Below are 19,235 nucleotides of genomic sequence, written 5' to 3' on the forward strand. Positions count from 1 at the left end.
GTGGTAATAACGGTAATAACCACGTCAATGTATTGCCTATGAAATACTGCCAGGGTCAAGAGATACCGGAAGGAATGACTCAACCCTGCTTAAAAATGGATGGCGATCAGCCGTCCTGCGCCTTTTTTCGGTAAGTGCTTGCTAATGTCGCTATTTTGTAGGATTTTACAAGGTGATACGTGTCTTTGCTAGATATACCCGATACTTTACTGTCGATCTCATTTACACTACGGGTGTGCTTGAAGTGACGCTAAGGGTATTTTCTCGTAGAGCTAGACCGTTTTGAGTCTTCGGTTTGGAAATTTAGGCTAGAAGTTTTTAGTCCAGGAATTTCTTGAAAATTGACTAGCTCCAGGTTGCAAATTCCAAATTCAAAGGCTTGTGTTTGAATTTCTTAAGGGTGCCTCGATTAATTGCCTTATTGAGAATTTTGGGAGCCTGAAACTCTCGTTTTCTCGTAGCTATTATCAAGAAGATCTGAATTTTTCGAGGTGCCCTTAACAGAGTTGATTTTTTTAACAGAGTTGATTGAGAAACCTATGAGGCATGGCGTTTGGGATGTTCGAGGATTGCGAAATTGGGCGATCGCCCGGTTCTTGCGACTGCGGCAGATGTTTCATCGTCCTTATCGTCCGTCTGTAAAACTAGGCGTAGGACTGGGTTTGGGGCTGCTGCTGAGCCTGCTGCTCAACCTGCTGATGGCTCATCGCGTCAGCGCTGCCCAAACGGTGATTCTTCAGTTTCGGGATCAGCGGCTCTCAGTTCCCTATGCCGAATTGGCGACCTTTGCAGCGCAGAAAACCCTTTCAGAACCAACCCAGGCATTGTTGATTGCCGCAGAGATTGAGCCAGACGCAATGCACCACTGGCTGACGCAGGCGATCGCCCTGCCCAATTTGGACGCACTGCCAGAGCGCCAATTTATCCTTCTCCAGATCAATAAAACCGTGGGCGATCCCCTCGGCAGTGAGCGGCTCGACGAGGTGGAAACGGCCCTTCGCCGCGCCCTCCGAGATGACGGCACGTTTTCTGTGCTGGAACTGCTGCAACAGTATCCCCAACCTGCCGTGCGGCTGGAAGTGGGACGACTGGAGCAAGCCTATACGGATGTGGAACTGGTGGTGAATCGGCTGCTGCCCGTGCTGCGGACGGTGCAGACGCTGCTGCCGGAGTTGGTGTGCGACTGCGCTGCAACGCTTGAAGCCACTCGTCTCAACGTCCAGCCTGGTGACCAAGCTCAAACGGCCGCGGCTGGGTGGACTGAAGCCGCTGCGGCGATCGCCCCTGCCATACACTCGCCCCCCATCGAGTCGTCTGTTCAAACCACTGCTCTCACGGGGGCGATCGCCAGCGCAAAAAACCGCCTGATCGCAAACACAGGCATTCTTGCCGACCCCAGCGCCAGCCCAAAACAGACCGCCAGCCCAAAACAGACCGCCAGCGCTCAGGCTGTGCCCCCGCTGCCAGACTTTGCCAATCGGCGACTGGTGATTGCCTTGGGCCCGCTGCGCCCGTCTATCAGCATTGGCGAACTGACCACCTTTGCCGAAACGGGCTACCTTTCACCCGGATGGCGATCGATGCTACGGATTGCCAAAATTGCGCCTGATCAGTTTCGGGAGGCTTTGAACGACTCCATTAGAGCCAACGCAGTTAACTTAGATGAAGATCTGAATTCCATATTGGGAGAATACGCGCTATTTAAGATTGGCGAGGTGATTCAAACCCCATCCAATCGGGCAAATATCCAGGCGCTGCGGTCTACGCTGGTGCTGTCTGCGGCGGGCGACGGGCAGTTCACCCTGCTGGAACTGTTGCAACGCTATCCGACTTCACAGATTGTGCTAGACGGGTCGCGGCTAATTCGCTTGGGGCAGTTGGTCAATCGCGCACCTTCAACGGCCGACGGGGCGATCGCCTTTGAATCGTGGCTGCTAAACCTGCAAGCCTCCGCCGCCGAAACCGTCTGCGATTGCAATATAGCAACCCCAGGATCACCCGCGCCTAAAGTGGCGATCGCCCCCGAAAAAGTCGCTGAATTCCTGCCCGCCAATTGGCAGCCCGTCCCCGCCCACCGAGAAGAGCGCGGCTTAATCAAAATCGTCTGGCTAGCAGGAACCCCCTACGACATGGGCTATCAGCACGGTACCCTACTGCATGATGAAATCGCCAGCATTGGCGAACGGCCGCTGCGGATCGCTCGGCTGGCAGGTGTAGGGCTGGGGCTAGGGCGACTGGCCAAAAACCGAGCCTTCCCAGAGCTACTAGAAGAATGCCGGGGATTGGCCGATGCGACCAGCGATATCGGCATTGATATGGACGTTTGCATGATGATGTCCTACGCGGACGTGTTCCAAGAAATCCTCGGCTACACGCTGCCGCGAGAGCTGTTTTGGGAAGGCTGTAACCAGTTTGTGGCAACCAACGCCGCAACCAGAGACGGCTATCTCTACCACGGCAGCAGCGTCGATAACAACGAAAAACCCGTCGATTACGTCGTCTACAACCCCATCCTGTTTATCCGGCAGCCGCTTGACGGCCTGCCCCATGTGTTTGTCACCTATCCCGGTGTAATCTGGCCAAACTCTGGGGTGAATGTGGCAGGCATTTCGCTGGGCCTGGATACGGCCCACGCGGCGGATATCACCGAACTGTCGCGGGAAGGGCGCAGCAATGTGCAACTTATGGGGCAAATCTTGAAAACGGCCACTAGCTTTGCCGAAGCCCGCAGCCTCATGGAAACGCAGCCTCGCGTGCGGGGCAACATCATTATGATTACTGATGGCAAGTCGCGGGAAGCAGGCGTATTCGAGTTTACGGGGCGGCACTTGGGCGTGCGTCCCCTCCAAGACAACGGCGTGCTTTACGCGACCAATCATTTCGTCCTGCCGGAGATGTTTGAGCGCCAGCCGCTGCCAATTGACCTTTCGAGTGATCTCCGGTTTCAGCGCTTGGGGCAGCTTTTGGAGCCAGATGGTATCAGTTCTCGCTATGGCGAAATCGACCCGACGGTGGTAGCAGACATTTTGCGCGATCGCACTCATCCCATCACGCTGGAAGCCAGCCCGTTTGATGTGTTTGACGACGATGCTAGTCCCGGCGGCAATGGCGCGTTGCGACAGGCAATTTATGACCCGATGCGGCTCAAGGTGTGGATTGCGGCAGGCGATCCGCCTGTGCCCCAAAATCCGTTTCGCTGCTTTGCCGTTGGGCAACTGCTAGGGTTCCCTGATGCAGCGGGCTGCAACGCCCCGATCATCCCCTAGACGGAAGCCTTGCAGGCGGCTTTGCACCGCCTAAGAAATTGCAACCGCGAATGTACGCAGGAAACCTACACAAAAAGCGTTGTTTTCCAGTATCCTGCTGTAATGCATACGGAAATTACTGAGATTTTTTGAAAGCTCCTTCCGGCGTGGTTGGATCGGTTCTCAGAAAACGGGTTGTTTTACAAAGCTGTTTTCTGGGGCGCAACTCGAAGAAACGATTGAGGAAACAGTTATGGTGCAACAATATTTCTCAGAAGAGGAGTGGGCAGTTTTAACGCAAGCGCCTATGCAGGCAATTATTGCGCTGACGCTGGCTGATAAGACCGATCCCGTCTCTTTTATGAAAGAAGTGCAGGCGGGTGTCAAAATCCTGGCTGTTGAGCAGCAGCGTCAAGATCTTCCGCCCGATGGGTTGGTGAGTTCGGTAGTCTCAGCGCTGAATGAAGTTGACCTGGCGGATAGTACTCCGGCTGATTCACTTTTGCTTAAGAAGGAGTTTCAAATTCTCCGCTATATTCGTGATTTGAAAAACGCATCTGAAGGACGAAATGCGGCGATCGCCCATTTTGATAAAGTCAAATCGGTGCTGGCGGCGAAGGTAACGGGGGTGCAAGCCAATGAGTACAGGGGCTGGCTATTGGCGATCGCCACCAAGGTCGCCGAAGCCGTGAAAGAAGGCGGCTTTCTGGGGATTGGCGGCGAGAAGATCAGCCAAGCCGAAGCCTCGGTTCTCCGCAAGCTTGAAGATGCCTTAACACCCTAGTCTAGCCTTGGTTCACCATTAATTTTGGTGCTAATCATCAGTGCAAAGGTCTGACGGTTTCAACTAGAAAGAACGGCTTCTTTCGCAGTGCTATAGGGACTTAAGAATAGAAAGACTGCTCCCTTTTACCGAGCCAGATCGTTTTAACGTTGATTGCATGAATCGTCCTAACCTGTTGTTTGATCTCGCTGATTGGTTTTTAAGTAGTTAACTTTGGAGGAGTGGCTATGATTGGACTTTTAATTTCGATTTTGGTGTTGGCAATTAGCCTGCTGATTATCTCTAAACTCCCTCTGGGAATTGACATTGACAATCCCGGTGCGGCCCTGTTTGCGGGTGCCATTATTGGGGTGCTGAATGGCATTTGGTACGCCTTTCCGCAGTTTATTCGCACGGCCTCCTGGCTGTTTACCCTGGGCATTGTGCCGCTGCTGGGTTCGGTCATTGTGTTTGGTCTGGCGGCCCTGCTGACTCAGGGCTTCCGCCTGCGCTGGGGCATCGGCAGCGCCATTTTGGGGGCGATCGCCCTAGCCTTCGTTAGCTCGATTTTGAACTATATCCTGTCGGCAACGGGTCTGCTGCCTGCGGGTGCGGTGTAGGTTACCCCGATTCAGCCGGTTTCACGACGCGATAAAGCCCATCACAAGATAAAGCCCGTCACAAACAGCGATGCCAGTCCTGCCACGATCATCAGCAGGGCTGGCATTGGCTTTCGGGTTTTAATCCAGCGCATAATAAAAACGACCACCAGTGTCCCAGTGATCAGCGCGGCCAGCCCCCGCGCCCAGGGTATGCCCGCTGCTTGCAAGATCCCTGACAAAAGGAGCAGCGCGCCGCTGATGCCGCCGGAGATGAGCGAGGCCCGGCTGCTCGCCTGCCGATAGCCAATGATGCCGCCGACCAGCGCCAGTAAGCCATAGGCGATCGCCGCAATTGCGCTGGGAGTAGGCACCATTGGAGAAGTTCATGTCTAAAAAACTTTGGCGAGCAATAAGCAACTGGCGATCGCACGCTCCCCAGCTCGATCTCCAACTGCTTACTGCCTGCTTAACAGTATTACAGCGTTTGGTGACAAATCCCTGCGCTCTGTAACGCTTGTTTATTACGATTTACCACCGTAAAAGAAAGCGATTTCTTTATCCTTCAGCGGGGCAAAGTCGGCCGCAATCAACATCTGATTTAGCTCGTCCTGAGGAATGTGCTTTGCGCCGATGCGGACGATGCGCGATCGCATGGTGTTGCTTACGCCGCTGCGCTGCCGACCCGCCTCCAGCCCCATCACTCGACTGTAGAGGTCTAATTTGGCTTGGGGAATGGGCGACCCGTCAAAATCAATGCCACGGGCGATCGCCTCGTCCACTGCGTCAGCCCCTCCATAATTAGGCATTTCTGTTGGTGTTTCTGAATTAGACATTTCCGGGCTAGCCATAGAAAAGCGTGTAGTTTTGGTCATCTGGGAGCATTTTATCAATCGATGTCGCCTCCTCTCAGGAGGCTGGGCACTCTGAGCTTAGAGAATTCAGGAGATAGCCAACGCAGGGCCTTGGAGCGGTGCTATATTCCAGTCTCTAAGTAGTCCAGCCTCTAACTTTGTTTTGCCCTGCGTCCGAGTCTTCTCAATTCAGGTTCCCAGAGTATTTAGAAACCTTGCACCGCTGTTTTTCAAACCGCACGTTTACATGCGAGTTCCGCTTCCAGTTAGCATCTTCTTGATTCTTGGAGGAATCACAACCCTGCTGTTTGCTGGCTCATCAACGATTCTGCTCAACAGCGCCCGTCAGGTCGAAAGGCTGACCCTGACGAGAAACTTGGATCAGGTTGAGCGAGCACTTCAAAATCAAATCGACATTCTGGGCAATGCCGCTACAGACTATGCCACTTGGGACGAGACCTACGCCTATGCCCAGGGTCAAAAGCCAGACTACATCAGCAATTCGATTGGCGACGTTACCTTCACATCGACTCAGGCAGACTGGATGGCGATCGCCCGCGACCCCCAAACCCTACTCTATAGCGCCGCCTACGACTATTCCAGTGGACAAATCAACAGCCCTGCTGATGAAGTCTTTCAGGATGCGCTGATGGCGCTGCCCAAGCTGTTTCAGGTAGGGCGAGAACCGTCAAATCCTCAGGGCATCGTGCTGATTTCTGGACAGCTAACGCTGCTCGTCAGTCGCCCTATTCTGAGAAGTAACGGCAGTGGCCCCGCTGTCGGCAGCTTTATTTTTGGACAAACGCTAGATGCCGATAAGCTTGCTAAGCTCTCCGAATCGACCCAACTGTCGCTATCGCTGCATCCACTCACAGGCCCCACCCATCAGCAAGCCCTAACTCAGCTAAAAACAGGGCAATCGGAGATAGTCATTCCGCTTACAGCGCAGGCGATCGCCGCTTACCGCCTTATCTATGACCTGCACCGCCGGCCCGTCATGTTGCTGCGGATCGATGCGCCCCGACCTGTCTATCAGCAGATGTTGCTGGGTCTGCGCTATTTGGGGTTGTCGCTGATGGGCGCAGGAGCCGTGTCGGGGCTGATTATCTGGCGGCTGCTAGAGCGATCGCTCCGATACCTGCGAGAGCGCGATCGCATCCAGCAAGCCCTCCAGCAAGAAGCCGCCCTGCGTCAGTCAGAACTGCGCTACCGCGAAAAAGCTGAAGAACTCGAACGCACCCTCCAGGAACTTCGCAAAACCCAGGCCCAACTGCTCCACAGCGAAAAAATGTCCGGCTTAGGGCAACTCGTCGCAGGCATCGCCCACGAAATCAACAACCCCATCGGCTTCATCTACGGCAACATCACCCACGCTCGCCAATATGCCCATGCTCTGCTCGACCTAATCGCTCTTTATCAGCAGCACATTCCCCATCCCCCACAACCCGTGCAAGAGGCGCAAGCCAGCATAGATCTACCGTTCATCACTGCCGATCTGCCCAAACTGCTCAACTCCATGCGGGTCGGAGCCGAGCGCATCCGTACTATCGTCCTCTCACTCCGCACCTTTTCCCACATGGATGAGGCAGGACTGAAGCGAGTCGAAATTCATAACGGCATCGACAGCACACTGCTAGTCTTGCAGCATCGGCTTCAAACGTCTGCCAGCGGTTCTGCTATTCAAGTTACAACTGACTACAGCGATTTGCCTCTTGTAGAGTGCTACCCCAGCCAAATCAACCAGGTGGTTCTGAACATCCTCAACAATGCCATTGATGCTCTTCAGACTCCGCGAATTCCCAGCGGATTCCTATCAGATTCCTCCCCTCCCCTGATCCATATTCAGACTCGATATCTGGAGGACAGGGAGGGCAAAGGAGGCAAAGCGGGTAAGGAGGGAAGCACTGATGGACACATCCAAATCCGCATCGCCAACAACGGCCCCCCAATCCCCGAAGATCTCCAATCCCGCCTGTTCGATCCCTTCTTCACCACCAAGCCCGTCGGCCAGGGCACAGGCCTCGGACTCGCCATGTGCTACCAAATCATCGTCGAAACCCACCACGGCATCCTCCGTTGTAATTCTGCCCCAGGACACCACACCGAATTCATCATTCAAATTCCTGTATCCCAGACAACCAAACGGTTTAAGGCATAAAGAAAATCTTTGATGAACTGCCCTTTCTGAAAAACTTGTCTACTCTGATAAGGAACAGACAGTCCCAAAAATCTATATAAAGCCTTGGGGTCGTGTGGGCTTTGCCTGCATTCGTCCTCTGTGAAGCACTTTGGAATTTGGTTCGGCGTTGTCCAGCAGTAAGCAAGTAGGCAGAATCTATGGCACAGAGCTTTGGTCTCATTGGTTTGGCCGTGATGGGCGAAAACCTCGCACTCAACATCGAGCGCAACGGCTATTCAATGGCGGTCTACAACCGCACTGGTTCGGTTACAGAAGAATTTATGAGAACGCGGGCCGCAGGGAAAAACTTCGTCGCCTCCTACACCCTGCCTGAGTTTGTGCAATCCCTAGAGCGCCCTCGCAAAATCCTGATCATGGTCAAGGCTGGTGCCCCTGTTGATGCTGTAATCGAACAGCTTAAGCCCCTGCTTGAACCCGGCGACATGATCATCGACGGCGGCAACTCCCTCTACGAAGACACCGAGCGTCGCGTCAAGGATTTAGAATCCACCGGATTACGCTTTATTGGCATGGGCGTGAGCGGTGGCGAAGAAGGCGCGCTGAACGGGCCCAGCCTCATGCCCGGTGGCACCGAAGCCGCCTATCGCGAAATCGAACCCATTGTCACCAAAATTGCCGCCCAAGTAGACGACGGCCCCTGCGTCACCTACATTGGCCCCGGCGGCTCCGGGCACTACGTCAAGATGGTTCATAACGGCATTGAGTACGGTGACATGCAGCTCATTGCCGAAGCCTACGACCTGCTGAAAAATGCAGGCGGACTGACCAACGAGCAACTCCACGCCGCCTTCGCCGAGTGGAACACCACCGACGAACTCAACTCGTTCCTGATCGAAATTACCGCCGACATCTTCCAGAAGATTGACCCCGACACAGGCAAGCACCTGGTGGATTTCATCCTGGATGCGGCTGGGCAAAAAGGCACGGGTCGCTGGACGGTAATGAGCGCCCTAGAACTGGGTGTCAGCATTCCCACTATCATCGCAGCGGTGAATGCTCGAATCATCTCCTCCATCAAAGAAGAGCGGGTTGCAGCATCCAAGGAACTGACGGGGCCCAGCGGACTCTATGAAGGCGACCAGCAAACTTTTATTAACATGGTGCGGGATGCGCTCTACTGTTCCAAGATTTGCTCCTACGCCCAAGGCATGGCGCTGCTGGCCAAGGCTTCGCAAGAGTTTAACTACAACCTTAACCTGGGCGAAATGGCCCGCATCTGGAAGGGTGGCTGCATTATCCGTGCGGGCTTCTTGAACAAAATCAAGAAAGCCTACGACGAGAACCCTGCTCTCCCTAACCTGCTGCTGGCTCCAGAGTTCAAGCAGACCATTCTGGATCGTCAGGCGGCCTGGCGTGAAGTTATTATGACCGCTGCTAAGGTTGGCATTCCGGTGCCCGCCTTCAGCGCCTCGTTGGACTATTTCGACAGCTACCGCCGCGCCACCCTGCCGCAAAACCTCACCCAGGCTCAGCGCGACTACTTTGGGGCGCACACCTACCAGCGCATCGACAAAGCAGGCACGTTCCACACTGAATGGGCCCCCGAAGCACCCGCACTGGCTAGTGTCAGCTAAGGGTTAGAAGCGCTTTTCCTGCAAGAAACCGCCGCTTGGGTTGCCAGGCGACGGTTTCTTAATTCTCAAAACTTTTTAGTTCTAAAAATTTTGAGGTTTGCAGCGCAGCACTCAGAGATTCGTAACAGACTGGCAGCAGTCAGAACTATCAAAAATTCTGGAAGCTTTGACCAAGCTAACTGAACAAGCTAACTGTCGTCCAAAGCTCCTGCCGTCCACCATCCGGCTATTCCACCACACCCAAGACCGGTGCTTTGGCGCTGGAAACAACTCCATCAAGCAATCCACCCGCATAGGTTGAGGAATGCGTGAGTGCAAATTGCTGATAAGACGTTTGCATTTGAGCATTCACGGCAACAGTCTTGGCATCATACATCTGCATGGCAGGCTTGGGATATAGCCCGATCGCCACAATCAGCGCTAAGAAGCAAACGGCGATAAATAATTCTCGTGGTTTAGCATCCTCAAATTTCGCATCTGCTGGCAACACGCAGTTGGTGCCAAAGCAGGCAGCTTCCTCATTGCCCTGACGCTTCATTTCAAAATCGCCCAGGTCACAGGACGGAACTACGTCGCACATTAGCTCGGCGCTCGTGCCAAAAAAGACCTGACGTAGCATTGACAGTAAATAGATTGGCGTAAGGATTAGGCCGACTGCGGAGAGAAACACCGTTACCGTGCGGAAGGTAGAACCGTAGACATCGCTCGTCGTCATGCCCATGAACACGGCGATTTCTCCAGCAAATCCGCTCATTCCGGGCAGCGCCAGCGAAGCCATTGCGCCAGCCGTGAATAGGGCAAACACGCGAGGCATCACCTGTCCGATGCCGCCCATCTTGTCCATCATCATGGTGTGGGTGCGGTCGTAGGTTACGCCGGCCAGGAAGAACAGCATCGAAGCAATCAGCCCGTGGGAAATCATTTGCAGCATTGCGCCGCTCACGCCGATATCGGTGAAGGAAGCAATGCCTAGCAACACAAAGCCCATGTGGGAAATGGAGGAGTAGGCGAGGCGACGTTTCATGTTCGTCTGCCCGAAGGAATTGAGCGCACCGTAGACGATGTTGACTGCACCAAGGATAGCCAGAACCGGAGCGAAATAGACGTGAGCGTTGGGCAGAAGCTCCATATTCAAACGGATTAGCCCATAGCCACCCATTTTCAGCAGCACACCTGCCAGGATCATCGATACTGGGGAGGAAGCTTCGCCGTGAGCATCGGGGAGCCAGGTGTGCATCGGGAAGATGGCCAGCTTAACGCCGAAGGAGATTAGCAGCCCTGCGTAGAGCAGCAGTTCCATTGGCAGGGAGAAGTCCTTGAGGCGGAGGGCGGCAATGTCAAACGTAGTAGTGTCGCCGGAGAAAGCCATCGCCAGACCGGCCACTAGAATAAAGATAGAGGCGATCGCCGTGTACATTAGAAACTTCATCGCCGCGTAGCGACGGTTTTGCCCGCCCCAGATGCACACCAGCAGGTACACGGGAATTAGCTCCACTTCCCACATGATGAAAAACAGCAGGAGATCCTGAGCAACAAACACGCCCACCTGCGCCGCGTATAGCACCAGCATCAGCGCGTAGAACAGGCGCGGTCGCCGATCGACACCCCAAGCGGCAAACATCGACAGCGTGGTCGCAAAGCCAGCCAGCAGCACCAGCGGCACCGACAAGCCATCCACCGAAACCGTCCAGCTTAGCCCAAGCTGCGACATCCACCGGAAGGTTTCCACCATCTGAAAGTCTGCGACAGTGGGGTCATAGTGAGTCCAGAAGGCGAAACACATCAGCACAAAGTCCGCCAACCCCACAGCGAGGGCGTACCAACGGACAATTCTGCCGTCTTTGTCCGGCAGCAAGGGAATTAGGAGCGCAGCCGCCAGGGGCAGCAGAACGATGGAGGTTAACCAGGGAAAGTCGGTCATGGCGATGAAGCGAATGTAATGAGAATAAATACCTATTGGTATTGTAAAGTTATTTTACTAAACTTTTCGACTTGCACACACCAATTTTTTCAAGGCGAATCAGTATTAGATTTTGGGTCAACCTTAGAGAGAACTCTGGGTTTTTGTCAGAACCGGAGAATTTCTCTCTCAAAACATTCCTCACCCAAACATTCCCCAGATTGTCCTCAAATGCCCCAAATGGGATGAAATTTAGGCAGAGACAGCCTATTTCATGAAGCTTTTATGTAAAACCAGTGCAGTTGTCCCCTGTTCTGGGCATTCTGAACCAAGATCAGGATAGATAGTGAACCTCCGAGCTATGGCTTTTTCTGACCCTTCTCACCAAATTTCGTCCGAGCAGACCGCCAGCCGCACGCCCGACTGCTTTCGCCCGGCGACCGATTTCCCCAGAGACGTGTCCCAACTTCAGCGGGCAGAGCTAGAGCGCACCTACCTGGAAATGCGAGAGTGCCTAGTTTTTACTAATCGCAGCCGGGGGCAACTGCTTCGCCGCAACGAGGAGCATAAGCAAACGTCGCTGCAACTCAGAGCAGATGTTGCCAAGCTGCAAGTGTCTATCCAGAAGCTAGCGCAGGAAAAACAGCAGCTTGCTGCTTCGAGCCAAGAGCTGCTGCGAGGAATGGAGCAAGAACTGATGGCGATGGGCAGTCGCCTAGAAACGCTGTCATCGGCTTTCGATGCGGTGGCGGATGTGGAAACGGCAGACCGGATGCAGTGGAGCTTTTTGACGCTGCCGCAGCGGTTTTTGAATTTCCTGAATGCGGTTCGCGGTATTGTAAACTGGTGGCGCGAGGAGCAGGGCATCGAACCTACGCCGCCACAGCCTGTGCTGCCTTCTGCGGAGCCAAAGCTGACCCCAGAAGAGGAGGCGCAGAAGCGGAAGGATGATTCGCAAATGTACACAGACCAAGCTTCTGTAGGGCGATCGCTCCTTGATCGATAACTCTCATGGGCAAGAAGCGCATCAACCAACTGCTGAACCAGCTCAAGGAAAACCAGCAGGCCGAACTCCGCAACGCCGCCGCGATTTACTCTGTGGCACAGATTGCGGTGGATGAACTGGAGGCGATCGCCACCACTGGTTTACCCAAGCCAGAACGGGCGATTCGCGAAGCGATCCCTGCGGGAATCGCCCCTGCGACTCCAGCGCCTGCCTTGCCTGCGGCTGTGCCAACCCAACTCACTCAAGCGGAACTGCTGCAACGCTACGGTTCGTATAACGGCTGTCGCAGCGCGGCCAAAGCGCTGGGCATCCATTTTCCTAAAAATCCTAGTTGGCCCCAGCTCATCGCTGCATTTTCCTACATCGATACGTTTCGCCAACTCATCCACGACTACGCCCAACAGCAGGAGATTCGCAATCTTGCTGGTGTCTGGTTCACAGTCACGCTGAGGTAAGCCAAAGTAACCAAGCTGAGTCCTCAGGGTATGTATAGTGCATGTATAAAGTAAACTCTTTAGCCTAATAGCTATCCGGATTTCTGCGGTTCGCATTTGTTTCTCTCTATATCGAGTCGCTGAGGCAGACAGGCAGAAAATGGACAGATTAATCGTAAAGCTGATCGGGCTGGCGCTTTTAGTAGGCGGAATCTACTTCCTGGGCAAGAACGTGTTTTTTGCAACTAGCCTGGCCTTTTATTGGCGCAATCTTCCGGCGACGGGTTCGCTGCTCTGTCTGATGGGCGGCGTGGTCTCGCTGATTTTTTTCCCTCGGCAAACCGGGAGTTTGGGCTGGGGTCTGCTGGCTGTGGGCATTTTGCTGGTCTTTTTGAGTGGGGGTGCATACTTGCTGCCCACCAGCCTGTGGCACTTTGTGGTGTCTTTTGGGGCGATCGCCGCTGGTTTCAAGCTCTTCACCGAGGAGCGCATCCGGTTTTAGAACTCCTGTCTTTCGGGGCCAATCGAGGTTCAGCCATCGCTAACTCAGCGAAAAAACAGGCAAAAAACAGCAGTGGGGAAAGAAACTGGCTTTCTCACCCCACTGCTTAAAATTTATTTGCCAAAACTTATGTGCCATGCATACATCACACGTACACATGAAGTATTAAACTGAGCCTTCGCCTTAAACCTGCGATGCAAAGACTTGCTGCAAAGACATATCGAGGCTTAACACTAAACTCGTAGCTGATCACCAAACCTAACGGAAACGGCGCTTCCGACGAGCCATAATCGCCTTGCGCTTGCGCTTTTCCAGAGGAGTCTCGAAGTGACGGTGGCTCTTCACATCGGCCAAGATTCCCGCCTTGGAAACCTGACGCTTGAACCGTCGCAGTGCCGACTCAATCCCTTCGTTTTCTCCTAAGACCACCTGGGTCATGCAAAACACTCCTTAACTGATTGCAGAAAATGGTTTAGTCACTTTTCTAAGAATACCGCGTTTTATCCATCCTATGCTACCCTTACCGCGCAGTTTGAAAGGTTAGCATGGGAAGGCGCTTATGAAGAACTGAACAAAGCCGGAAACCCGGCAGCGTTGTGATTTGAGGGCAAGTGATTTGAAGTTAAGTGGGTTGAGGTCTAGAAATTAAGTTAAGAAGGACAAATCGACGGAGCCAAAATTAACGCTGAGCGCTACGTTTAGATTTTCCAGCGCCTCAATGAGCCAGCTCACTGCATCACGAGAACAAGATTCGTAATGGCTGAATAAAATTGAGAAGCGCCGTTCCAGGGCGGGCTTGACCTTGCGACACAGCAGCACAATCTTGAGCAGTAGTCCTGTCGTCAGCATCGGGCCAAGATTCGTCAATAGATCTACGAAGACAAAATGCTTAGGGTGCTGAGCGCTGTCTACCACCAGGAAATTCAGCAGATGACTACAGGTGCGAACGAGCAAGAAGTCGTTAAGGCGCTGGTCGTCGCTGTCGGGCATGATGTCCTTTAGATAGCCGTAGAGTTGGTTGTTGAACTGTCTGCGCCCATACTCCGGATCGACGGACGACGTGATGTATTCGTACAGGTCGTTCTTAAAATCGGCGAAACAGTGCGTGTAGTTGCTCTGGGCCAGAAAATTTTGAGCCAAATCTTTGTAGCTGCGGCTTCCTTCGATTTTGCCGGTGTAGTGGCGCACCACGCGATTCAAGTCTTGATCTTCTAAGAGGGTGGGGTTAGAGACTGGGTGAATCAGTCGAGGAGTCGAAGGCGTGGCGATCGCCCCCACAAAGGCATTTTCGGCCGCCCGATCTTGACGCACCTGATAGGTCAGATATTGCGACAGGTCAACCTCAAACTTGTGCTGCCGCGATGCCCGTACTTGGCGAACCGTGTTCTGCTGCTCACGGGTGCAGTCTTCGCTGATCAGGCAATGCTCGTATAGGTAGGGATAGCGCGGAATCAAAGTGCCCAGGGGGCGTTGTCCGTTGCCCTGCTGCGCCTCGGCGGCCTCGCTCAACACTTGGGCCAGGCGACGCAGCGTCAAATATTGCTCGGTTTCGGTGAATTGGCGAGTCAACTCCCGGAGGCGGCGGAGCGATCGCGAGCGGTGGATGCTGATCTGGCTCTGGGCTTGGGCAGCATTGTTTTCAAACAGTTCAATTAGCTTGGGGATGGCCAACTGAGACTGCGATCGCGCCTGCCAGCGGTTAATCAAGATGTGGCAACAGCGGTTTAAGACATAGCGAAATTCTTCGGACGCAAGGCGAGAGGCTGTGACCTTATCAAGCGCCGCCACGATATCGGGATCACTATAGCGAGAGCCATCAATAAACAGCGCATGAAAGCGATCGACCATCTGCTCTGGCGTTTCATGCTCAATCCAGTGCAGGAGATGGTCGTAGATCGTCTGCTCTTCCAGACTAATTTGCCGATAATAGTGATCAACTTGCGTGGTTACCACAACCTAATGCTCCCTTGTCAAACCAAGCCTCAAACTCAGCTTCCGAACCCGCTAAAGCGAACTGTGATAGTAGACAAACCCCAGTGATCAAGCAGCGACTCAGCGGCTAGAACTCAAATGTGAAACCCGAAGTGCAAATTGAGAGCTGCGCTGAGAGCAATACCGAAAGCAACACATTCCTGGCGTTGAGCCTTGCCGTCGATCTCTGCGTAACTTGCTGCTTAACCTTTGCATGTATTTACCCGATTGCATTAAATGCTATCAGAGGCTTTTACGCCTTCGGTGTGACTGAAGTCACGCCAAGCTTAAAGCTTTGATGAACTTCATTGGCGAGATCCTGACATCTGTCAAGGAACCCCATGCGTCTTATATCTACGCTTTGCGTGGGGGTTATGCAAAAACACCAGCCCTCGAATACTGAATTCTCCTGTCGATGTTTGTGTATCAAGTTTTAGAGCAAGGTTCCGTAATAATCTGTATTTTTTAAAGCTTTTGTCAAGTTTTCAAGTTGAACTGTAACCCAAGTCGGCAAGTTCTGTATAGAGGGGACGAATGTTTTAGCAGAATAGATTCCACTTAAACCTACAGCTTTGGTCTATCTTGATGGATTCATCTGCCGCGCAGACAGGCGGCATCTAACACTGTCCATTCCTCAACTTGCAAAACCTGGCAGCGGTTGATGCGTCTCGCCAGGATGGGTTTTGCGGTTTGCAGATTAGCCTGGGCTTCGGTCAGTGCCTCCGGATATTGGCGAAACTTGAGCGCTTGCAGCGTGCCGAGACGAAACGTGGCGCGGGAGATCAGCCAGAAGTCGATGCTGTAGCGGTCGATCGTGGCTCGCAGCAGCGCCGGATCGAGGGTGTATTGGGCGCGAATCAGGTCGATCGCCCGCTGGCGCATCTGCTGTCCGTAGGCTTTGTGGTAGGGAATGGCGTACTCCCGTCCAAACAGGATCGAGCGACTGGAAAAGACCGGAATAAAGTCGGCTTCGTCTTCTAGAGAAGCAATCACAATATCTTTAGGCTGCTGGGCAAAGAACTCATACAGGGCGGGGGCACGACCCACCCGAAACTCGTCGGCGGGAAAGGGCGTAATGTAGCGCGGATAGAACCAAACGCTGGCGGCGATCGCCCCGATTCCCCCAAGCAGCACCACCGCAGGCAGCCACCGAACTTGTGCCCTATGCAGCCAGCGTAGCCCCGCATCCAGGAACAGCGTCAGGGCGATCGCCGCCGCAAAGCACAGCACAAACCGCAGCGTGTAGCCCGTATAGCGACTGGGCAGGTGCAGCCGAAACAGCAGCGCATGGGCCGCAACAAACAGCACCAGTGCGGCCGCCACAATCCGCAGCAGCAGCCCCAGATGCTTGACCTGGCGCACCAGTGGCGTGGGCAGCTTCCACAGCAGCAGCGGCAAAAACACGCCCAGCCCCATGAGCGGCGGCTTGAAGGTGGGAAACAGACCGCTGCGATGTCCCGACAGCCAGAACATAGTGGCATCGTCTAGAAAGAAGCGGCCGCGCCCGTCGCCCAGAAATTCCGGGTCATCCAGCACGTCGGCTGCGGTCAGCGCCGGGCCATAGGGATTGGCCGCCAGCAGGTAGGGCAGCAGCGTCGCCACTGTGATCCCCAGTCCGATGCCCAAAAACACCCAATCGGCGCGGCGGTGCGTCAGATCCATCTGTCCCTTTTGCCACTGCACCAGCGAGAACGCCAGCACGCCGCCGCACACCAGCGCGTATTGCGGGTAGAACAGGCCCATGAGGGCGATCGCCAGCCAGCAGCCCCAGTGTCGCCGCAGCAGCGTGTACAGAAACGCCAGAAACAGCGGAATCATAAAGGCGCGGGGCGTGGCCGAAGCCAGATCATCGTGGGACCAAAACACCAGGTTTAGCAGCACCGCCGCAAAGAAGCCGCCGATGGGCACCGGGAGGAATTGCATTGCCACGCCAAAGCCAAAACCCGTCGCCACCAGCGCCAGCACGGGCGGCAGCAGTTTGCTGAGCAGCAGCGGGTCAATGCCCAAGGCGGCAAATAGCCGATAGAAAGTGGTAAACCCCCAGGGCGCAACGGACTGAAAATAGTCGGCAATCAGGTCATTAGCAAACAAGTCGGGGTCTAAAAACCGCTGCATCCAAAACAAGTGCTGCCGCGCATCATCCTGCACCACGTATTCGGCGCGAAAGGCCCGTTGCAGCACTAGGCTGCTGTAGGCGATCGCCACCAGCAAGCTTGCGCCCAGCCAAAACCATCGACTGCGGCGCGTGTTTGCCAGAAGCGGGTGAGCATTGGATTGGTGCGTCACGCCGGGTTCCTCCGCAGGCGGTTCAGCGTCAGCACACAGTTAGCGTCGATTATTTGATAGGTCTGATCTTCGTAGCCAATGCAGCGTCGGGGAATGCGCGAGAGCGCCGGAACGATACCACTTTCAATCTGGGCGAGCAAGTCGCCAATGCGGTCGGCGTATTCCACCAGCGACGGATTGATCCGGAAATATCCGGGACGAAAGGCGTTGCGCTGGAGTAGCCAGAAATCTACCTCCTGCTGCTGGATGAACTGCTGGAGTGTGTCCAGGCTGGGGGTGTATTGCGCCTGGATCAGCGCGAGCGATCGCCCCACAACCTCGTTGTAGTAGCCCAGGTGGTAGGGAATGGCGTAGCCCCTGCCGCCCGCCACGAGCGATCGCCGTGTAAAGCTGGGCAAATTGTTCATCTCTGGCGCAATTGAGGCAATGCGCGTGTCCTTGGGCTGCGCCGCCAAAAATTCATACAGTTCCGGCTGTGCCCTGCCGATTACGTAATCCGTGATGGGGTAAGCATTTTCGTTGATTCGCAAAAACAGCGGATAGCCCAGCAGCAGCGCCGTCAGTAGGCCCGCCAGCCCCAGCGGAGCCAGCCGCACCCGCGCCGATTGCATCCACCGCAGCAGCGCATCGAAAATTAGCGCCAGCCCAATTCCCGCCGCCAGAATCGCCACCACGCGAAAGGTATGCTCGGTATAGCGGTTGGGCAGGTGCAGCTTGAAGCGAACCAGGTAGGCCAGGACGTAGAGCGCTACTGAAGCGGCGATCGCCTGTCCAAATACATGGGCGTTGCCATTGACCCAACGGGCCAGCGGAAACCGTCGGGGCAGCCGCAGCAGCAGGGGCAGCAGCAGCGCAAAAATCACCTGTGGTAGCCCAAACCGCACCCGGCTGAGGTGAATAGGCGGCTGGGTGGGGTCGCCGTTGTCGGGATAGAGCCAGTTCAGCGGGCCATAATCGACCGAACACCAGTCGCCGGGGAGCATTCCCGCTCGTTTGCCGCAGAGCCAGTAGCGGAGGTAGTACTCAAACGGGTCAGAGAGATAAAACTCTGACCAGTTCGGCTCCCAGAAGGTGGGCATTTGCAGCGACTCGGCGGCGGAAACGGTTGGGCCAAAGCCGTGGTTTCGCAGCACGTAGGGCAATAGGACAAAGAAGGCAACGATCAGTCCGGCGATCGCCCTGCGATAGTGCTGACGGTCATAGGTCAGACCCGGTCGCCAGCCGTCAAACCGCAGCAGCCGCACCAGCAAAATGCCGCAATAGACAAACAAGACTTGTGGGTAAAACAATCCCTGTAGCGCAATGATTCCTAGCAGGGGCAGTAATTTTTGCCGCAATAAGAAATAGAGGAACGCAAAGAAAAACGGGTAACCGAAGGCGACAGGAGTCGCCGACACAATATCATCCCGCATCCAAAAGCCCTGGTTGAGCAGCAGCGCCGACAGGAACCCGGCAAAGGGCACGGGCAAAATTTCTAGCACAGTGATGAAACACAGCGCCGTCGTCGCCAGCGCCAGCACGGGCGGCAGCAGCTTGTGCAGCAGCAGCGGATCAACACCAAGCTGGGCAAAGACCCAGTAGAGCGTGGTGTAACCCTTAGGCGCAACCGCCTGGAAATAGTCGGCGTGAATATCGTTGGGGAACAGATCTGGATCGACAAAGCGCAGCATCCAGGTGACGTGCTGCCGCGCATCGTCCTGCACCACGTAGGCATGACTCAACACCTGAATCAGCGCAGGCAGATAGTAGAGCAGCGACACCAGCAGGCTTAGCCCTAGCCAAAACCAAACGTGTGGTTCCCGCAGGGATTGCTTCGCGAATTTCGGCATTTTATCAGTTGCCGTCGCTAGAGCAGATGGGTAAAACCAGGGGCGGGAACGTGACATGGCAGAGCGAGGTTA

Annotated in this window: 15 protein-coding genes; 8 read left to right on the plus strand and 7 right to left on the minus strand. The window is 54.6% G+C overall.

Features of this window, described 5'->3' with window-relative positions:
- The first annotated feature begins 539 nt into the window (after positions 1 to 539).
- The 3 genes from JTM80_RS09005 to JTM80_RS09015 all read left to right on the plus strand — a co-directional run bounded on the left by JTM80_RS09005 (position 540) and on the right by JTM80_RS09015 (position 4,628).
- Entirely contained in the window at positions 540 to 3,266 is a 2,727-nt protein-coding gene (locus JTM80_RS09005) for a C45 family autoproteolytic acyltransferase/hydolase (protein WP_172358402.1), read from the plus strand.
- A gap of 232 nt (positions 3,267 to 3,498) precedes the next feature.
- Positions 3,499 to 4,029 carry a hypothetical protein gene (locus JTM80_RS09010; RefSeq protein WP_172358401.1) on the plus strand — a complete coding sequence of 177 codons (531 nt, stop codon included), beginning with the start codon at positions 3,499 to 3,501 and terminating at the stop codon, positions 4,027 to 4,029.
- A gap of 227 nt (positions 4,030 to 4,256) precedes the next feature.
- Complete coding sequence (locus JTM80_RS09015) at positions 4,257 to 4,628, plus strand: phage holin family protein (RefSeq protein ID WP_172358400.1); 372 nt, start codon at positions 4,257 to 4,259, stop codon at positions 4,626 to 4,628.
- 41 nt (positions 4,629 to 4,669) lie between these two features.
- Here JTM80_RS09015 and JTM80_RS09020 read toward each other — a convergent pair whose 3' ends face one another.
- Both JTM80_RS09020 and JTM80_RS09025 read right to left on the minus strand, forming a co-directional pair.
- Positions 4,670 to 4,984, minus strand: a complete 315-nt coding sequence (locus tag JTM80_RS09020; RefSeq protein ID WP_172358399.1) for a TMEM14 family protein — start codon at positions 4,982 to 4,984, stop codon at positions 4,670 to 4,672.
- A 147-nt stretch (positions 4,985 to 5,131) separates the two neighbouring features.
- Positions 5,132 to 5,416 carry a DUF4090 family protein gene (locus tag JTM80_RS09025; protein WP_225906807.1) on the minus strand — a complete coding sequence of 95 codons (285 nt, stop codon included), beginning with the start codon at positions 5,414 to 5,416 and terminating at the stop codon, positions 5,132 to 5,134.
- A gap of 322 nt (positions 5,417 to 5,738) precedes the next feature.
- Here JTM80_RS09025 and JTM80_RS09030 point away from each other — a divergent pair, with 322 nt between their 5' ends.
- Positions 5,739 to 7,619 (plus strand): CHASE4 domain-containing protein, encoded by a 1,881-nt coding sequence (locus tag JTM80_RS09030; RefSeq protein ID WP_205371016.1) that lies wholly within the window; start codon positions 5,739 to 5,741, stop codon positions 7,617 to 7,619.
- 179 nt (positions 7,620 to 7,798) lie between these two features.
- Positions 7,799 to 9,235 carry an NADP-dependent phosphogluconate dehydrogenase gene (gene gndA / locus JTM80_RS09035; protein WP_172358397.1) on the plus strand — a complete coding sequence of 479 codons (1,437 nt, stop codon included), beginning with the start codon at positions 7,799 to 7,801 and terminating at the stop codon, positions 9,233 to 9,235.
- A gap of 226 nt (positions 9,236 to 9,461) precedes the next feature.
- On the opposite strand, the gene JTM80_RS09040 is transcribed toward gndA, so the two are convergent.
- Positions 9,462 to 11,156: an NAD(P)H-quinone oxidoreductase subunit 4 gene (locus JTM80_RS09040; RefSeq protein WP_205371018.1), complete on the minus strand. Its 1,695-nt coding sequence runs from the start codon at positions 11,154 to 11,156 to the stop codon at positions 9,462 to 9,464.
- A gap of 340 nt (positions 11,157 to 11,496) precedes the next feature.
- Here JTM80_RS09040 and JTM80_RS09045 point away from each other — a divergent pair, with 340 nt between their 5' ends.
- From JTM80_RS09045 to JTM80_RS09055, 3 genes are all read left to right on the plus strand, one after another.
- Positions 11,497 to 12,141: a hypothetical protein gene (locus tag JTM80_RS09045; RefSeq protein WP_205371019.1), complete on the plus strand. Its 645-nt coding sequence runs from the start codon at positions 11,497 to 11,499 to the stop codon at positions 12,139 to 12,141.
- A 5-nt stretch (positions 12,142 to 12,146) separates the two neighbouring features.
- Positions 12,147 to 12,596: a hypothetical protein gene (locus JTM80_RS09050; RefSeq protein ID WP_172358394.1), complete on the plus strand. Its 450-nt coding sequence runs from the start codon at positions 12,147 to 12,149 to the stop codon at positions 12,594 to 12,596.
- Between the two features lie 139 nt (positions 12,597 to 12,735).
- Positions 12,736 to 13,077 (plus strand): hypothetical protein, encoded by a 342-nt coding sequence (locus JTM80_RS09055; RefSeq protein ID WP_172358393.1) that lies wholly within the window; start codon positions 12,736 to 12,738, stop codon positions 13,075 to 13,077.
- 258 nt (positions 13,078 to 13,335) lie between these two features.
- Here the strand turns inward: JTM80_RS09055 and rpsU are convergent, their stop codons facing one another.
- From rpsU to JTM80_RS09075, 4 genes are all read right to left on the minus strand, one after another.
- Positions 13,336 to 13,515, minus strand: a complete 180-nt coding sequence (gene rpsU / locus JTM80_RS09060; RefSeq protein ID WP_058881784.1) for a 30S ribosomal protein S21 — start codon at positions 13,513 to 13,515, stop codon at positions 13,336 to 13,338.
- Positions 13,516 to 13,722: 207 nt separating this feature from the next.
- On the minus strand, positions 13,723 to 15,030 hold the full coding sequence (locus JTM80_RS09065; RefSeq protein ID WP_172358392.1) for a hypothetical protein: 1,308 nt from the start codon (positions 15,028 to 15,030) through the stop codon (positions 13,723 to 13,725).
- Between the two features lie 609 nt (positions 15,031 to 15,639).
- A complete protein-coding gene (locus JTM80_RS09070) occupies positions 15,640 to 17,334 on the minus strand; it encodes a hypothetical protein (RefSeq protein WP_172358391.1) in 1,695 nt (564 codons plus the stop codon).
- Positions 17,331 to 19,163 carry a hypothetical protein gene (locus JTM80_RS09075; RefSeq protein ID WP_205371020.1) on the minus strand — a complete coding sequence of 611 codons (1,833 nt, stop codon included), beginning with the start codon at positions 19,161 to 19,163 and terminating at the stop codon, positions 17,331 to 17,333. The genes JTM80_RS09070 and JTM80_RS09075 overlap by 4 nt, the downstream gene beginning before the upstream one ends.
- Positions 19,164 to 19,235 lie beyond the last annotated feature (72 nt).

Origin of the sequence: Thermoleptolyngbya sp. PKUAC-SCTB121 (genome assembly GCF_016919485.1) — a bacterium.
Classification (GTDB): Bacteria; Cyanobacteriota; Cyanobacteriia; order Elainellales; family Elainellaceae; genus Thermoleptolyngbya; species Thermoleptolyngbya sichuanensis.